The organism is Agrococcus sp. Marseille-Q4369 (assembly GCF_018308945.1).
In the GTDB taxonomy this organism is placed as follows: domain Bacteria; phylum Actinomycetota; class Actinomycetes; order Actinomycetales; family Microbacteriaceae; genus Agrococcus.
Genome location: NZ_CP070501.1, coordinates 34727 through 49745, shown reverse-complemented (window position 1 = coordinate 49745; position 15019 = coordinate 34727). Strand labels below are relative to the sequence as shown.

At 73.6% G+C, this 15019-nt stretch carries 20 protein-coding genes and 1 tRNA gene; 7 read left to right on the top strand and 14 right to left on the bottom strand.

Going from position 1 to position 15019, the window contains the following annotated elements:
* Positions 1-10: 10 nt before the first annotated feature.
* Together JSQ78_RS13975 and JSQ78_RS00275 are read right to left on the bottom strand one after the other, a co-directional pair.
* Complete coding sequence (locus JSQ78_RS13975; RefSeq protein ID WP_283245027.1) at positions 11-142, bottom strand: hypothetical protein; 132 nt, start codon at positions 140-142, stop codon at positions 11-13.
* Entirely contained in the window at positions 139-381 is a 243-nt protein-coding gene (locus tag JSQ78_RS00275) for a hypothetical protein (RefSeq protein ID WP_211448462.1), read from the bottom strand. The genes JSQ78_RS13975 and JSQ78_RS00275 overlap by 4 nt, the downstream gene beginning before the upstream one ends.
* A gap of 123 nt (positions 382-504) precedes the next feature.
* Between JSQ78_RS00275 and JSQ78_RS00270 the strand changes: the two genes are divergently transcribed.
* From JSQ78_RS00270 to JSQ78_RS00260, 3 genes are read left to right on the top strand one after another with little or no spacing between them, the layout of a single operon-like run.
* On the top strand, positions 505-894 hold the full coding sequence (locus JSQ78_RS00270; protein ID WP_211448461.1) for a helix-turn-helix domain-containing protein: 390 nt from the start codon (positions 505-507) through the stop codon (positions 892-894).
* Positions 836-1318 carry an ImmA/IrrE family metallo-endopeptidase gene (locus JSQ78_RS00265; RefSeq protein ID WP_211448459.1) on the top strand — a complete coding sequence of 161 codons (483 nt, stop codon included), beginning with the start codon at positions 836-838 and terminating at the stop codon, positions 1316-1318. Before JSQ78_RS00270 ends, JSQ78_RS00265 begins: the two co-directional genes overlap by 59 nt.
* Complete coding sequence (locus JSQ78_RS00260; RefSeq protein ID WP_211448456.1) at positions 1315-2706, top strand: recombinase family protein; 1392 nt, start codon at positions 1315-1317, stop codon at positions 2704-2706. The genes JSQ78_RS00265 and JSQ78_RS00260 overlap by 4 nt, the downstream gene beginning before the upstream one ends.
* On the opposite strand, the gene JSQ78_RS13970 is transcribed toward JSQ78_RS00260, so the two are convergent.
* Genes JSQ78_RS13970 through JSQ78_RS00245 form a run of 4 tightly spaced genes read right to left on the bottom strand, consistent with a single transcriptional unit; the run spans position 2678 to position 5838 of the window.
* Positions 2678-2809, bottom strand: coding sequence for a hypothetical protein (locus JSQ78_RS13970; RefSeq protein ID WP_283245026.1), 132 nt, complete (start codon positions 2807-2809; stop codon positions 2678-2680). The genes JSQ78_RS00260 and JSQ78_RS13970 overlap by 29 nt on opposite strands.
* 10 nt (positions 2810-2819) lie before the next feature.
* Complete coding sequence (locus tag JSQ78_RS00255; RefSeq protein WP_249295751.1) at positions 2820-3755, bottom strand: type II secretion system F family protein; 936 nt, start codon at positions 3753-3755, stop codon at positions 2820-2822.
* On the bottom strand, positions 3752-4609 hold the full coding sequence (locus JSQ78_RS00250; protein WP_211448455.1) for a type II secretion system F family protein: 858 nt from the start codon (positions 4607-4609) through the stop codon (positions 3752-3754). Before JSQ78_RS00250 ends, JSQ78_RS00255 begins: the two co-directional genes overlap by 4 nt.
* Positions 4606-5838, bottom strand: coding sequence for a TadA family conjugal transfer-associated ATPase (locus JSQ78_RS00245; RefSeq protein ID WP_211448453.1), 1233 nt, complete (start codon positions 5836-5838; stop codon positions 4606-4608). The genes JSQ78_RS00250 and JSQ78_RS00245 overlap by 4 nt, the downstream gene beginning before the upstream one ends.
* A 125-nt stretch (positions 5839-5963) precedes the next feature.
* Here JSQ78_RS00245 and JSQ78_RS00240 point away from each other — a divergent pair, with 125 nt between their 5' ends.
* Together JSQ78_RS00240 and JSQ78_RS00235 are read left to right on the top strand one after the other, a co-directional pair.
* The gene (locus tag JSQ78_RS00240) at positions 5964-6854 is read left to right on the top strand and encodes an alpha/beta fold hydrolase (protein ID WP_249295749.1); all 891 of its coding nucleotides are present in this window, start codon (positions 5964-5966) and stop codon (positions 6852-6854) included.
* 20 nt (positions 6855-6874) lie between these two features.
* Complete coding sequence (locus tag JSQ78_RS00235) at positions 6875-7264, top strand: VOC family protein (RefSeq protein WP_211448451.1); 390 nt, start codon at positions 6875-6877, stop codon at positions 7262-7264.
* Here JSQ78_RS00235 and JSQ78_RS00230 read toward each other — a convergent pair.
* The 4 genes from JSQ78_RS00230 to JSQ78_RS00215 form a co-directional block, all read right to left on the bottom strand.
* Positions 7210-8190, bottom strand: coding sequence for a prenyltransferase/squalene oxidase repeat-containing protein (locus JSQ78_RS00230; RefSeq protein ID WP_211448449.1), 981 nt, complete (start codon positions 8188-8190; stop codon positions 7210-7212). The two genes, JSQ78_RS00235 and JSQ78_RS00230, sit on opposite strands and share 55 nt — an antisense overlap.
* Before the next feature lie 59 nt (positions 8191-8249).
* A complete protein-coding gene (locus JSQ78_RS00225) occupies positions 8250-8972 on the bottom strand; it encodes a flavodoxin family protein (RefSeq protein WP_211448448.1) in 723 nt (240 codons plus the stop codon).
* A 71-nt stretch (positions 8973-9043) separates the two neighbouring features.
* The gene (locus JSQ78_RS00220; protein ID WP_211448446.1) at positions 9044-9907 is read right to left on the bottom strand and encodes a 3-hydroxyacyl-CoA dehydrogenase family protein; all 864 of its coding nucleotides are present in this window, start codon (positions 9905-9907) and stop codon (positions 9044-9046) included.
* Between the two features lie 79 nt (positions 9908-9986).
* Positions 9987-10787 carry an SDR family NAD(P)-dependent oxidoreductase gene (locus JSQ78_RS00215; RefSeq protein WP_211448444.1) on the bottom strand — a complete coding sequence of 267 codons (801 nt, stop codon included), beginning with the start codon at positions 10785-10787 and terminating at the stop codon, positions 9987-9989.
* Positions 10788-10872: 85 nt separating this feature from the next.
* Between JSQ78_RS00215 and JSQ78_RS00210 the strand changes: the two genes are divergently transcribed.
* Both JSQ78_RS00210 and JSQ78_RS00205 read left to right on the top strand, forming a co-directional pair.
* A tRNA-Leu gene (locus tag JSQ78_RS00210) sits at positions 10873-10955 on the top strand.
* Between the two features lie 22 nt (positions 10956-10977).
* The gene (locus tag JSQ78_RS00205; protein ID WP_211448442.1) at positions 10978-11700 is read left to right on the top strand and encodes a DedA family protein; all 723 of its coding nucleotides are present in this window, start codon (positions 10978-10980) and stop codon (positions 11698-11700) included.
* Positions 11701-11716: 16 nt separating this feature from the next.
* Here the strand turns inward: JSQ78_RS00205 and JSQ78_RS00200 are convergent, their stop codons facing one another.
* The 4 genes from JSQ78_RS00200 to JSQ78_RS00185 are packed head-to-tail and all read right to left on the bottom strand — an operon-like array spanning position 11717 to position 14847.
* On the bottom strand, positions 11717-12370 hold the full coding sequence (locus JSQ78_RS00200; RefSeq protein ID WP_211448440.1) for a metal-dependent transcriptional regulator: 654 nt from the start codon (positions 12368-12370) through the stop codon (positions 11717-11719).
* On the bottom strand, positions 12351-13211 hold the full coding sequence (locus tag JSQ78_RS00195) for a metal ABC transporter permease (protein WP_211448438.1): 861 nt from the start codon (positions 13209-13211) through the stop codon (positions 12351-12353). Before JSQ78_RS00195 ends, JSQ78_RS00200 begins: the two co-directional genes overlap by 20 nt.
* Positions 13208-13951, bottom strand: a complete 744-nt coding sequence (locus JSQ78_RS00190; protein WP_211448434.1) for a metal ABC transporter ATP-binding protein — start codon at positions 13949-13951, stop codon at positions 13208-13210. Before JSQ78_RS00190 ends, JSQ78_RS00195 begins: the two co-directional genes overlap by 4 nt.
* Entirely contained in the window at positions 13948-14847 is a 900-nt protein-coding gene (locus JSQ78_RS00185) for a metal ABC transporter solute-binding protein, Zn/Mn family (RefSeq protein WP_249295747.1), read from the bottom strand. Before JSQ78_RS00185 ends, JSQ78_RS00190 begins: the two co-directional genes overlap by 4 nt.
* Positions 14848-15019: the final 172 nt, after the last annotated feature.

Below are 15019 nucleotides of genomic sequence, written 5' to 3'. Positions count from 1 at the left end.
CTTCATTGGGTTAGGCGGCGCGCTTCTGCTGCGCGTTGCCGAAGATGGCGACGTAGTCCGCATCCGAGAGGGATGCGACCCACTGGCCGATGACGCGGCCGGCAGCGGCGATCGCTTCCTCCCGCGAGGGCTTGCGGTTCACGCCGCGCGCTCCGGCATCCGGCCGGCGGCGAGGTCTTCCCTGTCGATATCGAGCCACTCAGCGACGCGCTCGAGCTCGGTGAGCGAGAAGTCGCGAACGCCGTCGTATCGACGCTTCGCTGCTCGCTGACCGAGCCCGAGCACGCGAGCGAGCTCGGAGACGGGAAGTCGACGCCAGCCCATGTGCGCCCGGACAGTCGCTGCGACGCGCTCTCCGAGAGTGGTGGCTGAGGTGGTCATGGCTCGATTGTGAACCCGTTTCGGTTCGGTGTCAAACCCATATCGGTTCGGCACGCCGGGGCTTAGGCGGTCTTGAGCACTTTTTGTACTCATTTCGGTTCACTATGCGCTAGCGTCGAACCCATGCCGCAGTCACCTGCTCCCATGTCCGAATGGGCCTGCCAGATCGCTCAGGCCATCGCGCGCGTCCTCGAGGCCCGCGACATCAGCGACCGGGAGCTCGCGCGCCGTATCGGCCGCTCCCAGAACTACGTCTCGATCCGCATGCGCTGCGAGTCGCCCCTCTCCCTCGCCGACCTCGACGCGATCGGCAACGCCCTCGACCTCGACCCGGCCTCGCTTCTCGCCGGAGTCCCCCGCACCCGCGTGTCACCGACCGTGCCTACGTTGGGGGACGACATCGATGACCTGGGCGCCGCAGTGCACCCTCGAGACCTCGGACCGAAGAAGGCATATGACCGCGCCGCGAAGCGAGGCACCCGAGCTGCCGATCAGCAGCCCCACGCTGAGTGACCTCGCGCGCATCGCGAGCGACCTGGACGTCACCCTGCACATGGCCCACCTCGAGCACGGCGTCCTCGGCTTCTACGAGCCGAGCGAAGCGCGCGTGTACTTCGCGTTCGGCCTGACCTACGCCGAGCAGCGCAGCGTGATCGCCCACGAGCTCGCGCACGTCTACCGCGCCCACGAGTGCTCGACGCCGAGCGCTGAGCGCGACGCCGACACCCTCGCCGCGCAGCTGCTCATCGAGCCCGAGGCGTACGCAGCCGCTGAGCGCCTCTCCCCTGACGCGCACCACATCGCCGAGGCGCTCGACGTCACCGTCGACCTCGTGCACCACTACCGCGAGCACTGCATCCAGCGGATCGGCAGCCGCACCTACGGCCGACAGCTGCGCGGTCGCTTCACGAATCAGATCGCTGGGATGCTCCCATGACCCCTCGCCCGAGCGCAGACCGCGCGATCCTCTACCTTCGCCAGTCGGTCGCCCGCGAGGACTCCATCTCGCTCGAGCTGCAGGAGGCCGCGGGTCGCGCGCACTGCGAGCAGCGCGGCTACTCCGTCGTCGGTGTCGAGGCCGATCCGGGGATCTCCGGGCGCACCTGGAAGCGCCCCGCCGTGCAGCGCGTGATGACCGCGATCGAGAGCCGCCAAGCCGAGGTCATCGTCCTCTGGAAGTGGTCCCGCCTCTCCCGCCGCCGACTCGACTGGGCCGTCGCCGCCGAGCGCGTCGAGAAGGTCGGCGGCCGCATCGAGTCCGCCACCGAACCGCTCGACACGGCCACCGCCGTCGGCCGGCTCGCGCGCGGCATGATGACCGAGATCGCGGCGTTCGAGTCCGAGCGCATCGGCGACGGCTGGCGCGAAGCGCACGCCCGCCGCATACGAAACGGCCTCCCCGCGAACGGCAAGCCACGCTTCGGCTACGAGTACAGCCGCGCCGACGGCTTCACGCCCGACCCCGTGACCGGCCCGATCCTCGCGCAGCTCTACCGCCGCTACTCGAGCGGCGCATCCATCTACGAGCTCACCGAGTGGCTCAACGCAGAGTCGGTGCCCGTCACCTCCTCGTACGGCGCGTCCGCTCACGGCCAGTGGACCGACACCACCCTGCGCCGCATGCTCGACTCCGGCTTTGGGGCCGGCTTCATCCGCTCGAGCGGCGAACTCCTCCCCGGCGCTCACCGGGGCGTCATCACGGCAGCCGAGTGGGACGCCTACCTCGAGGCACGCAACGCTCGCCGGGTCCGCCGCTCCGGCGAGCGCTCGGAGTACGCCTACTCAGGCCTCGTGCGCTGCCACTGCGGCGCCCGAATGCACGCCCAGCGCGAGTCCAACGGCCTCGCCCGCTACCGCTGCTCTGCCGCGAAGGAGCGACGGGCGCACCCCGGCGGGTACATCTGGGAGTCGAAGATCGACGGACCCGTCGCAACCTTCGTCGCCTCGCTCGCGCACGACCTCGACCCCGCCATCGACATCCCGGCGCCCGCGAAGGTCGTCGACCACGGGCCCGCCATCCTCCGCGCTCAAGGTCGACTCGACAAGCTCACCCTCCGCTACGCCGAAGGGGAGATCCCGACCGACTCCTACCAGCGACTCCGCGACTCGATCGCTGCGGAGATCGCCCGCCTCGAGCGCGACGCGATCGCATCGCGCGTCATCCCGGCAACGAGGCCAACGCTCGACGTCGCGGTCGTGCACGCATGGCCCGCGATGGATGCGCGAACCCGGCGCGACGTGCTCCGCCGCCTGATCGCCAGCATCGACGTCGCGCCAGGCCGCGGCAGCGACCGCGTCACGGTGCGGCCAGTTTGGGGGGATTGACACTACTGACGAGGGTGACGAGCACCCAGCCGGGCACGTCGCCGCGCTCCTCCTCGCGCATGCGCCCGACGAGCCGGGCGAAGCGGTTGCTGATCGTGGACATGGCTCCTCCTTCAGAATCCGACCTGCAGCACGTGGATGCCCGGCCACAGCGCGAACGCCACCGTCGTCGGCAGCAGCCCGAAGACGAGCGGCACGAGCATCGAGATCTCCTTGCGACCGGCTGCCTCGAGCAGGTCGCGCTTCGCGGCGTCGCGCGCGTCGAGCGCTTGCGCCTGCAGTGTCTGGGCGAGCGGCGTCCCGCGCTCGAGCGCGCCGCGCATCTGGTCGACGCTGCGCGTCACGCCAGGGTGCCCGAGCTCGTCGGCGAGCGTGCCGAGGGCCGTCGAGAGGCTCGAGCCGGCCGCCGCGTCGGCCACGACGCCGGAGAGCTCGCGCCCGAGCGCACTGTGCCCCGCGGCGCCGACCCTGCGGAGCGCGTCCTGCAGCCCCTCGCCGGCCGCGAGGCTGAGCGAGAGGAACTCGAGGATCGAGGGCAGCTCGCTCGAGATGCGCGCGAGTCGGCGCTTCGCGCGGCGCTGCAGCAGCCAGTCGACGGCGAAGGCGCCGGTCGCGGCTCCGAGGATGGCGAGCGCGGCGGGCAGCGCGATCGGCCCCCGCTGGACGGCGCCGACGACGCCGAGGGCCGCACCGGCGGCCGCGCCGGCGAGCGCCCACCGCAGCTGCCGAGCACGGTGCTCGGCGACCGTGCCGTCGTCGGCGGCCTGCCGCAACCGGCGGCGGATGCCCTCCGGAGCGCCGAGCACCGCGTGCACGAGCGGCGCGATCCGATCGCCGACCGGCGACGCGACGACGCCCACGACGCGTGCCGGGTCGACGCGGCGCCGCGCGACGAGGTCGCGCGCTCCGGCCGACACGTCGAGCACGTAAGGGGCGACGCGATGCAGCAGCAGCGGGCGTCGCATGATCGGCACGAGGCTCACGAGCAGCCACAGCCCGAGTCCGAGGCTGCCGCCGAGCAAGAGGCTCCAGCCCGCCTCCCCGGTCACGCGAACCACCGGGCCTCGACGGGCAGCGCGCCGATGCGCAGCATGACCCGGTACGCGATGAGCGACACGACGGCACCGCCGGCGATGAGCAGCAGTCCGCCGGGCGCGTTGTACGCCTGCGCCGCCTCGGGGCGGGTGGAGAGGATGAGCAGCACGATCCACGGGGCGGCGACGCCGAGCCGAGCGGCGCTCACGACCCAGCTCTGCCGCGCCTCGAGCTCGCCGCGCGTGGCGAGATCGGCCCGCAGGTATGCCGCGAGCTCGCGCAGCACGGTCGTGACCTCCGTGCCCCCGACCTCGCGCGCCATCCGCAGCGTCTCGAGGATGCGGTCGGCGACGGGATCGGCCAGCCGATCCTTCAGCCGGTCGAGCGCGTACGCGAACGAGCCGGTCGCGCGGTGGTCGGCCGCGAACGCGGCGAAGGCCGGTCGCGTGACCTCGGGGCCGGCGCGCTCGAGCTGCGCGACGGCATCGGGCAGCGCGAGCCCGCTGCGCACTGCCGAGACGAGGTGATCGACGACGTCGGGCCACACCCGGGCCTGCGCGCGCTCCCGGCGCTTCGCGCGCCAGCGGACCGCGAGCACCGGCGCGGCAGTGCCGGCCGCGAGCGCCGCGACGGCGACCCCGACCGCGGGGACGAGCGCGAGCGACACGCCGGCGGCGAGCACGCCCGCGATCGTCGAGACCGCTGCGAGCGCGAGCGGCGGCACGCCGTCGAGCCCGGCGAGCGTCAGCCGGTCGAGCGCGCGCCGGCGCGGGCGCGGGTCCGCCGCTCCGGCGCGCCGCGGCCACAGCCACGGACTGACGATGAGCAGCACGCCGAGGCCGAGCGTCGCGCCGAGCAGCAATGTCATGCGCGCGCTCCCGCCAGGAGCGCGACGGGGTCGACGCCGACGGCGGCGAACTTCGCGGTGCGCGCGGGATGCGAGCCGGTCGGCTCGAGGAGGCCGTCGCGGAGCGCGAAGAGGGTCGACGCCTCGATGACGCCAGAGGTCGCCTGCCCCGTCGGGGCGAGGATCTCGACCGCTCTGCGATTGCCGCGCGCGTCGATCGCGAGGTGCACGACGAGGTCGATGCACTGCGCGACCGTCGGCACGACGAAGCCGGCGTCGATGTTGCGGCCCGCGAGCAACGGGAGCGTCGTGAGCTTCGCGAGCGCGTCGCGAGCGGAGTTCGCGTGGATCGAGCACATCCCCGACACCCCGCAGTTGAGGGCGACCAGCAGGTCGAGCGCCTCAGCCTCTCGCACCTCGCCGACGACGAGCCGGTCGGGGCGCATCCGCAGCGACTCCTTCACGAGGCGGCGCAGCGAGATCTCGCCCGTCCCCTCGAGCGAGGGCTGCCGGCACTGCAGCGCGACGATGTCGTCGACCGGCGGGTCGAGCTCGAAGGTCTCCTCGACCGTGACGACCCGCTCGCCGGGCCGGACGCTCGCGAGCAGCGCGTTGAGCATCGTGGTCTTCCCCGCGTGGGTCGGCCCCGAGACGAGGATGTTGCAGCCGGCGATGACCGCCTGGCGCAGGAACTGCGCCGCCTGCTGGCTGAGCGCGCCGCGCTCGACGAGCGCCGGGAGCGATGCGAGCCGGCGGGAGAACTTGCGGATGTTGATCGACATCGCGCCGCGGGCCACGTCGCCGCTCGCGACGTGCAGCCGCGAGCCGTCGGGCAGCGACGCGTCGACGAAGGGCGTCGACAGGTCGACTCGGCGGCCGGTGGTCGAGAGCATCCGCTCGACGAGATCGCGCACCTCGGGCTCGGTGAGCCGCAGCGGCAGCGGCTCGCTCACGCCGCCCCGTGCGCAGAAGACGCGCGATCCCTGGTTGATCCAGAGCTCCTCGATCTCGGGATCGTCGAGGTAGGGCTGGAGAGGTCCGTAGCCGCTCACCGCGGCGAGCACATCGCGCTCGGCCTGCCGCTCGTCGGCGAGCATCGGCACGCTGCCGCCGAGCGAGCGCTCGGCGTAGGAGCGCACCGCGTCGCGCACGTAGCGCTCGGCGAGGTCGCCCGAGCGCGCGAGGTCGATGCCGTCGCGCCGCACCTTCGCCCGCACGGAGGCGGTGATCTCGGCGACGGCTTGGTGCATGCGAGCCAGTGAAGCCGAAGCTGGCTCGGCGCCTCGGAAGTTGTCCACAGCTACGATCGACGGCTCTCGCGGCGGGCGGATGCGTCCCCATAGGCTCCGAGGACGGGCATCGACGAGGGGGAGCCGTGGGCATCGAGGCGAAGCGCACCACCGTCGGGCTGCCGTGGGGACCGGTCTCCTGCCTGGAGTGGTCGCCGGCCGCCGGTGCCGACGCATCCGTCGTCGTGCTGCTCCACGGTGGCGGGCTCGACTCCGCGTGGCTGTCGTGGGGCGAGGTCGGCGGCGAGCTCGCCGCGGTGGGCCACCGCGTGCTCGCGCCCGACCATCCCGGGTACGGGCACAGCCCGCGCGCGCCGTGGCGGGCGACGCAGGACCGCCTGCTCGGCTACGTCGCGGCGTTCACGGCTGCGCTCGGCCTCGAGCGGTACGCGCTCGCGGGGCTCTCGCTCGGCGGCGGGCTCGCGATCGGGCACGCGCTCGAGCACCCGGGCCGCGTGCGCGGGCTCGTGCTGCTTGGCAGCTACGGGCTGCAGCCGACGCTCGTCGAGGGAGCGCTCCGCGTGCCCGCGCAGCTCGCGAGCTGGGCAGCGGTCCGCACCGGCGTGCTGCAGGCCGCGACGCGCGCGAGCGCCCGCGACCGGCGGCTCCTCGAGCGCAGCCTGCGGCCCGTGCTGCGCGACCCCGCGCGGCGCACGCCCGAGCTGCTCGACGCGGTCGAGGCGGAGGCGCGGCGCGGTTCCGGGCTCGAGGTCTTCGCCGAGTGGCAGCGCGCCGAGGTGGGGCTCCGCCGCCAGTCGACCGACTACAGCGCGCGCCTGGTGCGCATCCGGGCGCCGACGCTCTTCGTGCACGGCGAGCGCGACTCCGGAGTGCCGGCAGCGGTCGCGGAGCGCGCGGCCGCGTCGATGCCCGACGCCCGCGCGATCGTCGTGCCGAGCGCGGGCCACTGGGTGCAGCGCGACCGGCCCGACGTCGTCGTGCCGGCGATGGCTGAGCACCTGGCTGCACTCGGCTGAGCGCGCGTACGATGCCGCGCATGGCGGTGCAGCGCAGCTTCCCCATCCTCCGCACTCGCGATCTCGAGCGGCTCGAGGCGTTCTACGTCGCAGCGTTCGACGCGCGGCGGGGCTACGCCTACGAGGACGACGGCCGCGTCGTCTACGTCGCGCTCGAGGTGGGGGCTTCCACCGTCGCGATCGGCTTCGAGCCGGGCGCCGGGCCACCGGAGGCCGCGCTCTGGATCTACGTCGACGATGTCGACGCCGCCTTCGCGCGCGCGCTCGAGCGCGGCGCGACCGCTGTCGCCGAGCCGGAGCTCATGCCGTGGCGCGAGCGCGTCGGACAGGTGCGGGATCCCGACGGGATGCTGCTCTACCTCGGCGCCGAGTCGTCCGGCGCCGAGGCGTCGGCGGCACCGGAGACCTGAGCCTCTCCGTCCGCCCACCGCAGCACGCGGAGCGCCTTGAGCGTGATCCAGCGGCTCGGCTCCCCCGCCGCGCCGTAGTCGACGACCGCATCGCCGCCGTGCACGACGTCGGCGGCCCACGTGCCGTCGTCCCGGCGCTTCGAGCGCACGAGCTCGATCGCCTCGCGCATCCGCTCGTCGACGGGGGCGCCGACCGCCCGGAAGTGCTCGAGCGCACGCAGCACGTCGTACTCGTGCCGGGGCGGGAACGCGAGCTGCACGTAGGTCGGCTTCGGGATCTCGCCGGTCGAGCGACGCCGCATGAGGCCGCGCTCGAGCAAGTACTCCTCCCCGCTCTCGCGCGCCTCGCGCACCCGCGGGTCGTCGTGCTCGCGCTCGAACGCGGCGAGCGCCTCGAGCACGCCGATCGTCGTGTCGAACGAGGAGCGCACCGAGCCGCGCTCCTGGTCGCAGTTCCAGCCGCCGTCGGCCATCCGCTCCCCCAGCAGCCGCTCGACGATTGCATCGACCTCGACGCCGAAGTACAGCGCGTTCGTCACGAGCGCGGCGTTGATGCACGGCTCGACCTCGCCCTCGAAGAACGGCTCGTCGTCGTACTCCCAGCGCGTCACGCGCGCGACGTCGGCGATCGCGTCGCGCACGGCCGGGTCGGCCGGGTCGACGCCGAGCAGCCGCAGCTCGGTGAGCACGTGGGCGGTGGATGTCCATGGCTGGCCCGGCAGCACGGACTCGGCCTTCGGGAAGTGCGCGCCGCCGGCCCACTGGCCGTCGGGACCGCGCGCCGCGAGGAGCGCGGCGCCCCAGCCCTCTCGCGCGACGCGAGCGCGCTCGCGCGCCACCGCATCCGGGTCGGCGTCCTCGAGATCCTGCAGCACCTGCCAGCGGATCGCGGGGTCACCTTCGAGCAGCCACTGCGTCGTGTGCATGTCGGGAGCATGCCGCACCCCGCCCACACGCGCCAACGGCGCGGGCGAGGCGACGTCCGTCAGCGGTACTCAGGGTTCTGGAAGCCGAATCGATCGCCGCGCTCCCACGCGTTGCGGTCGTTGCCCTCGCTCGGGATGCCGCCCTGGAGCATGCGCGCGAGGTGCAGCAGGTTCCACGCCATGATCGTCACGTTGCGGTTCGTGAAGTCGTTGTCGGCGCCCGCGCGCGACCCGTCGTCCAGCTCGTCGCCGTACGAGGGGCCCGGCCCCGCTTCCCCCACCCAGCCGGCGTCGGCCTGCGGTGGGATCGTGCAGCCGAGGTGCTGCAGCGCGTAGACGAGCTCGCGCGCGACGTGCTTCATGCCGTCCTCGTTGCCGCCGACGAGGCATCCGCCCACCTTGCCGTAGAAGATCGACTGGCCGTGCTCGTTGAGCTCGCCCGACTCGGCGTAGAGCCGCTCGACGACGCGACGCGTCACGCTCGAGGCCTCGCCGAGCCAGATCGGCGTCGCGAGCACGAGGATGTCCGCGGCGAGGACGCGCTCCCACAGGGCGGGCCACGCGTCCTCGCTCGCGCCATGCTCGGTCATGTCGGGTTGCACGCCCGGCGCGATCGCGTGGTCGACCGCGCGCACGACCTCCACCTCGACGCCCTGCTTGCGCAGGATGGTCGCGCTCGCCTCGATGAGCAGGTCGGTGTGGCTCTCGTCCGGTGAGGGCGTGAGGGTGCCGTTGAAGTACAGGGCGCGGATGGGTCGGGGCCGGTCGGCTGCATCGGTCATGGCCCGACCGTGGCACGCCGAGCCGGGAGCCGCCTCTGAGGACGCTCCGGCGCAGGACGGGATGGCCGGGTCTACTCCGACCCCGGAAGACGGTCCCGCGCCTCGAGCAGCGCGGCGAGGCGCCCCGCGAATCGCGCCGACGCATCCGCGTCGCGCTCGAGGAAGCCCCGGCCGGTCTTCGCGCCGAGGTCGCCGCGCTCGACCCGCTCGCGCAGCATGCCGGGGGCGGCGGATGCGTCCCCGAGCGTCGGGAAGATCCCGTCGGTCACGCTCGTCCACACGTCGAGGCCGCCGAGGTCCATGATCTCGAAGGGGCCGGCGAGCGCCCAGCGCGGGCCGAGGCCAGCGGTCACGACCGCGTCGACCTGCTCGGGCGTCGCGACGCCGCGCTCGACGAGGTGCATCGCCTCGCGGTAGAGGGCGGCCTGCAGTCGGTTGGCGATGAAGCCCTCGACCTGCTGCGCGAGCGGCACGGCGGTCTTGCCGGCCGCGGTCAGCAGGCCGACCATCCGCTCGACGGTCTCGGGCGGCGTCGCGGGCCCCGGCACGACCTCGACGAGCGGCACCGTGTCGGCGGGGTTGAAGAAGTGGGCGATCACGAGCCGGGCAGGGTCCCGCATGCCGGCCGCGAGCGCATCCGCCCCGATCGACGACGTGTTCGAGGCGATCACCGCGTCGTCGTTCGCCGCCTCGACCTCGGCGAGCAGGGCGAGCTTGAGCTCGAGCCGCTCGGGCGCGGCCTCGAGCACGATCGTCGCGCCGTCGACGGCCGCGGCGACGCTGCCGTGCGCCGTGCCGCCGGCCGACTCGGCCGCGGCGCCGGCCGCCTCCGCGCGCACGTCGAAGACCCGCACGTCGTGCCCCGCGCGCCCGAAGACCCGCGCGATGCCCGCGCCCATGATGCCCGCGCCGAGCACGGCGATCGTCTCCGCCACAGCAGCCTCCCCGATCCGGCGCGCGCCGGTCCACCCGAGGATGCCACAGCAGCGTCCGCCGGGCGATCGGCGTCGCTGATCAGTCGGCGTTCGCGTCGCTCGTCGGCTCGAGCCGCCCCTCGGCGTCGCGCCGGTCGAGCCGCGCCATGCTCCAGCCGCCCATGGACCGATCCGGGATGAGGGGCACGAGCGGCGCGGTCACCCGGTACCGCCAGTCGCTCACGACGACGCTGCGGCCCTTCCGCAGGCCGCGCAGCCCCTCGCGGGCGGTCGCCTCGACGCTCGCCCAGATGATGTCGGGCGTGCCCGAGCGGTCGATGCCGAGCCGCTCGTGGAACTCCGTCTTCAGGAAGCCGGGCAGCAGCGCGGTCGCGCGGATGCCGTCGGCGCGATAGCGCGCCGCGATCGAGCGGGAGAAGGTGATGGCGTGCGACTTCGCCGCCGAGTAGGTGCCGTTCGGCATGCGGCCGGCCATGCTCGCGACCGTCAGGATGCCGCCGCGACCGCGATCGAGCATGCCGGGCAGCGCCGCGTGCACGAGCCGCATGGGCGCCCACACGAGCAGGTCGAGCAGTCGCCGCTCCTCGTCGACGCCCGAGACGTGGAAGTCGGCGAGGATGCCGGTGCCCGCGTTGTTGACGAGCACGTCGACCGGGCGGGCGGGGTCGGCGACCCGTGCCGCGACCCGCTCGAGGTCGTCGGCGACCGTCAGGTCGGCGGCGAGCACCTCGGTCTCGACCGGCAGCGCCGCCGCGGCTTCGCGCAGCCGCTGCTCGTCGCGGGCGACGAGCACGAGGGAGAATCCGTCGGCGGCGAGCTGGCGCGCGAGCTCCGCGCCGAGTCCCGCCGTCGCGCCGGTGACGAGCGCGCGCATGTCCATGCCGCCACTGTGCATATCACCACTGTGGCAGGCGATCCCGAGCGCCGCCTGCGCATCCTCGGCACCGCTACGCTGGAGCGACCACGCGGGAGTGGTGGAATTGGCAGACACGCAGGATTTAGGTTCCTGTGCCCTCGTGGCGTAGGGGTTCAAGTCCCCTCTCCCGCACTGCGATCGCCCTAGGAGCCCCGTGCCCCCGCTCACCGCCGAGTTCCTCATCGATGTCGAGGGCCTCATCTCCGGCGCGGGCCCGTGGGCGCTGCTGCTCGTGTGCGCGATCGTCTTCGTCGAGACGGGCCTGCTCGTCGGGTTCCTCCTGCCGGGCGACACGCTGCTCGTGATCGCCGGGATCCTGTCGTACACGGGCGTCATCCCGCAGCCGATCTGGCTCGTCATGCTGTGCATCTGGGCGTGCGCCGTCGCGGGCGACCAGCTCGGCTACTTCATCGGCCACAAGGCGGGGCCGCCGATCTTCCAGCGCCGATCGTCGGGCCTCTTCTCCCATCGCACGATCGAGCGCACCAACCGGTTCTTCCTCAAGTACGGCGCGGCGGCCGTCATCATCGCCCGCTTCATCGGCATCGTGCGCACCTTCATGCCCGTCGCGGCCGGCGTGGGGCGGATGCCGTGGCCCCTGTTCCTGCGGCTCGACGTGCTGGGCGGGCTGCTGTGGGGCGCGGGGCTGCCGCTGCTCGGGTGGGGCGTCGCCCACATCCCCGGTGTCGCGGAGGTCGTGACGCAGTACATCGACCTCGTGCTGCTCGGCGTCGTCGGCATCGCGATCGTCGCGATCACCTGGCACGCCATCCAGTCCCGGCGCGAGGTCGCGCGCGAGATCCGCGAGGGCACCGCGGCCGGCCCGGTCGAGACGCTCGACCTCTCGGGCACCGGCACCGCCGGCCTCGAGCGCTGACGCCTCGGTCGAGCGCTCAGGCCGCGAGCCAGATCGCGCGAGCGACGTCGGGACCGACGTCGACCGTGCCGCTCGGCGCCCGCACCTGCATCGAGCCGGAGTAGGGCTTGACGCCGAGCACCGTGAGCCGCGCGTCGAGCGCGATGCCGGCGTCGGCGAGGAAGCGGAGCATCGCGGGATCCTCGTCGGAGATGCGCACGACCGCGCCCTCGTGGCCGGCCGGCGCATCCGCGAGCAGCACCGCGTCGGGGCGCCGCACGGTGCCGTCCGCGCCGGGGATCGGATCGCCGTGCGGGTCGCGCTCTGGGTCGCCGAGCGACGCCGCGATCGACTCGAGCAGCCGGTCGCTCAGCGCGTGCTCGAGGATCTCGGCCTCGTCGTGCACCTCGTCCCACTCGTAGCCGTGCCGCTCGACGAGCCAGGTCTCGACCACCCGGTGGCGCCGCACCTGCCGCACCGCGAGCCGGCGTCCCTCGGGCGTGAGCTCGACCGCCCCGTACGGGCGGTGGTGCACGAGCCCCGCGGCGGCGAGCTTCTTCACCATCTCGGTCACGGTCGAGTTCGCGAGGCCGAGCCGCGTCGCGAGCTGCGACGGCGTGACGGGCTCCGGCTGCCACTCGGTGTGGTGGTAGATCGCCTTGACGTAGTCCTCAGCCGCTGTCGACCGCATGCCGCCTCGCTCTCGCCCACCGGATGACGATCCCCCGTCGGGACCCGAACAGCAACGCTAGCCCGAAGGCGAGCCCTTGCGAGAGCACGACCGCGCCACCCGGGGAGATGTCGAGCCAGAACGCGCCAAGCAGCCCGACCATCGACGCGACCACCGTGATGCCGACCGACCACGCGAGCAGCGCATCCCACCGCACCGCGATGAGCGACGCCGTCGCGCCCGGGATGACGAGCATCGCGACGACGAGGATGATGCCCACGGCTTGCAGCGCCGTGACGACCGTGAGCGCGAGGGCACCGAGCAGCACCGCGTGCAGCAGCCGCGGCCGCAGCCCGATCGCGTGCGCGTGGCCCGGGTCGAAGGCGACGAGCGTGAGGTCGCGGCGCAGCACGAGCAGCGCGACGCACACGATCGCGCCGACGATGAGCACCTGGGCGATGTCGGCGTCGGAGACGCCGAGCACGTTGCCGAAGAGGATGTGCTGCAGATCGGTCTCGGCGGGCGTGACCGAGACGATCACGAGCCCGAGCGCGAACAGGGTCGTGAAGACCACGCCGATCGCCGCATCCGCCTTGATCCGCGACACCGCGCGCACACCGCCGATGAGCGCGACGGCGCCGATGCCGAATACCGCCGCGCCGAGCGCGAACGGCAGGCCCAGGATGTAGGCGAGCGCGACGCCGGGCAGCACCGCGTGCGAGACCGCGTCGCCCATGAGCGACCAGCCCATCTGCACGAGCCACGTCGACAGCAGCGCGCACGCGACCGCAGCGACGAGCGTGACGAGGATCGCCCGCAGCATGAAGTCGTAGGTGAAGGGTGCGAGCAGGGCGTCGATCATCGCTCCTCCGCCGCTCCGGCGCCGAAGGCCTCGGCGATCCGCTCGGGCCGCAGCACCTCCTCGGGCGGCCCCTGGTGCAGGAGCCTGCCGCGCAGCAGCAGCACCGTGTCGGCGACCTCCGCGACGCCCGAGAGGTCGTGGTGCACGATGACGACCGTGCGGCCCCGCTTGCGCAGCCCGCGGAGCACCTCGACGATGCGCGCCTCGCTCGTGCGGTCGACGCCCGCGAAGGGCTCGTCGAGCAGCAGCAGCTCGGCGTCCTGCGCGATCGCGCGCGCCACGAACGCGCGCTTGCGCTGGCCGCCCGAGAGCTCGCCGATCTGGCGGTCGGCGAGGTGCGCGATGTCGAGCAGCTCGAGCGCCTCGGCGACGGCGGCGCGGTCGGCAGCGCGCGGGACCCGCAGGAGACCCATGCGCCCGAAGCGACCGGTCGTGACGACGTCGCGCACGGTCACCGGGAAGTCCCAGTCGACCGACTCGGCTTGCGGCACCGAAGCGACGAGGCCTTCGCGACGCGCCTCCGCGGGCTTCCGGCCGAGGATGCGCACGGTGCCCTCGTGCGGCACGCGCTCGAGGATCGCGGCGAGCATCGACGACTTCCCCGAGCCGTTGACGCCCACGAGGCCCGTGATCTCCCCCGAGCGGATGCGTGCGGTCACGTCGACGAGGGCGCGCACGTCGCCGTAGCGCACGCCGAGGCCCTCCACGACGATCGCGTCCCGCGCTGCCGTGCCGCTCATCCGCCCAGTCCCTCCAGGATCGCCTCGATGTCGTGCTCGACGAGCGCGAGGTAGGTCGGCGCGGGCCCGTCCGGCGTCGAGAGCGAGTCGACGTGGAGGCTGCCGTCGAAGCGCACGCCCGCGTCGCGCGCGATCTGCTCCTGGGTGCCCGGATGCGTCGTCGACTCGCAGAAGACGGTCGGCACCTGCCGCTCCTCGATGATCGCGGCGACCTCGGCGATCGATTGCGGCGTGCCCTGGCCGCCCGCGTTCACCGGCCACAGGCTCGCTTCGTCGAGGCCCGCGTCGCGCGCGAGGTAGCTGAAGGCGCCCTCGCACGTGACGAGCACGCGCTGCCGCGCGGGCACGCGCGCGACGCCCTCGCGGAGGCGCTCGCCGAGGGACTCGAGGCGAGCGGTCAGCGCCCGGGCGCGCTCGTCGATCGCGGCGCGCTCGGCGGGGACGAGGTCGCCGATCGCGACACGGAGCGCCTCGACGTAGCGGGCGCCCTCGCCGGGCGCGACCCACGCGTGCGCGTTCGGGTTGCCGGCGTAGTGGCCGGTCTCGATCGCGATCGGATCGACCGCATCGCTCAGCACGATGTGCGGTGCGTCCTGCCGCTCGACGAGCGTGAGCAGCCAGTCGTCGATGCCCCAGCCGTTCGTCACGACGAGGTCGGCGCCCTCGGTGCGGACGAGGTCGCCGGGCGTCGGCTCGTAGTCGTGCACCTCGACGCCCGGCCGCGTGAGCGATTCGACGCGCGCGGCGTCGCCCGCGACCTCGCGCGCCATGCCGGCGAGCACGGTGAAGGTCGCGAGCACGAGCGGGCGGTCGTCGGCGGCCGGCGCGGCGGGCGCAGGCGTCGCGCAGCCGGCGAGCACGGCGGCGACCACGGCGGCGACCGTGGCCGACACCACCGCGAGCGCGCTTCTTCGCCGCCCCGCATCCACTCTTTTCGGCATACCGAAATCATGCCTAGCGCTCCGGAGGGGCGCAAGTCGAGCCGACCCGTCCTCTCCCACTGGACCGGTTGCAACGGGTCGCGTCGGCGAGAACGGGTCAGCTCGGCCCGAGCACGCCGGGCGAGCG

Excerpts from the sequence above, each read along its gene's own strand:
- JSQ78_RS00260 (WP_211448456.1), top strand. The coding sequence starts at position 1,315 with ATGACCCCTCGCCCGAGCGCAGACCGCGCGATCCTCTACCTTCGCCAG.
- JSQ78_RS00250 (WP_211448455.1), bottom strand. The coding sequence starts at position 4,609 with ATGACATTGCTGCTCGGCGCGACGCTCGGCCTCGGCGTGCTGCTCATC.
- JSQ78_RS00265 (WP_211448459.1), top strand. The coding sequence starts at position 836 with ATGACCGCGCCGCGAAGCGAGGCACCCGAGCTGCCGATCAGCAGCCCC.
- JSQ78_RS00275 (WP_211448462.1), bottom strand. The coding sequence starts at position 381 with ATGACCACCTCAGCCACCACTCTCGGAGAGCGCGTCGCAGCGACTGTC.
- JSQ78_RS00270 (WP_211448461.1), top strand. The coding sequence starts at position 505 with ATGCCGCAGTCACCTGCTCCCATGTCCGAATGGGCCTGCCAGATCGCT.
- JSQ78_RS00230 (WP_211448449.1), bottom strand. The coding sequence starts at position 8,190 with ATGCACACGACGCAGTGGCTGCTCGAAGGTGACCCCGCGATCCGCTGG.
- JSQ78_RS00200 (WP_211448440.1), bottom strand. The coding sequence starts at position 12,370 with ATGCGGTCGACAGCGGCTGAGGACTACGTCAAGGCGATCTACCACCAC.
- JSQ78_RS00235 (WP_211448451.1), top strand. The coding sequence starts at position 6,875 with ATGGCGGTGCAGCGCAGCTTCCCCATCCTCCGCACTCGCGATCTCGAG.
- JSQ78_RS13970 (WP_283245026.1), bottom strand. The coding sequence starts at position 2,809 with ATGTCCACGATCAGCAACCGCTTCGCCCGGCTCGTCGGGCGCATGCGC.
- JSQ78_RS00245 (WP_211448453.1), bottom strand. The coding sequence starts at position 5,838 with ATGCACCAAGCCGTCGCCGAGATCACCGCCTCCGTGCGGGCGAAGGTG.
- JSQ78_RS00215 (WP_211448444.1), bottom strand. The coding sequence starts at position 10,787 with ATGGACATGCGCGCGCTCGTCACCGGCGCGACGGCGGGACTCGGCGCG.
- JSQ78_RS00225 (WP_211448448.1), bottom strand. The coding sequence starts at position 8,972 with ATGACCGATGCAGCCGACCGGCCCCGACCCATCCGCGCCCTGTACTTC.
- JSQ78_RS00195 (WP_211448438.1), bottom strand. The coding sequence starts at position 13,211 with ATGATCGACGCCCTGCTCGCACCCTTCACCTACGACTTCATGCTGCGG.
- JSQ78_RS00190 (WP_211448434.1), bottom strand. The coding sequence starts at position 13,951 with ATGAGCGGCACGGCAGCGCGGGACGCGATCGTCGTGGAGGGCCTCGGC.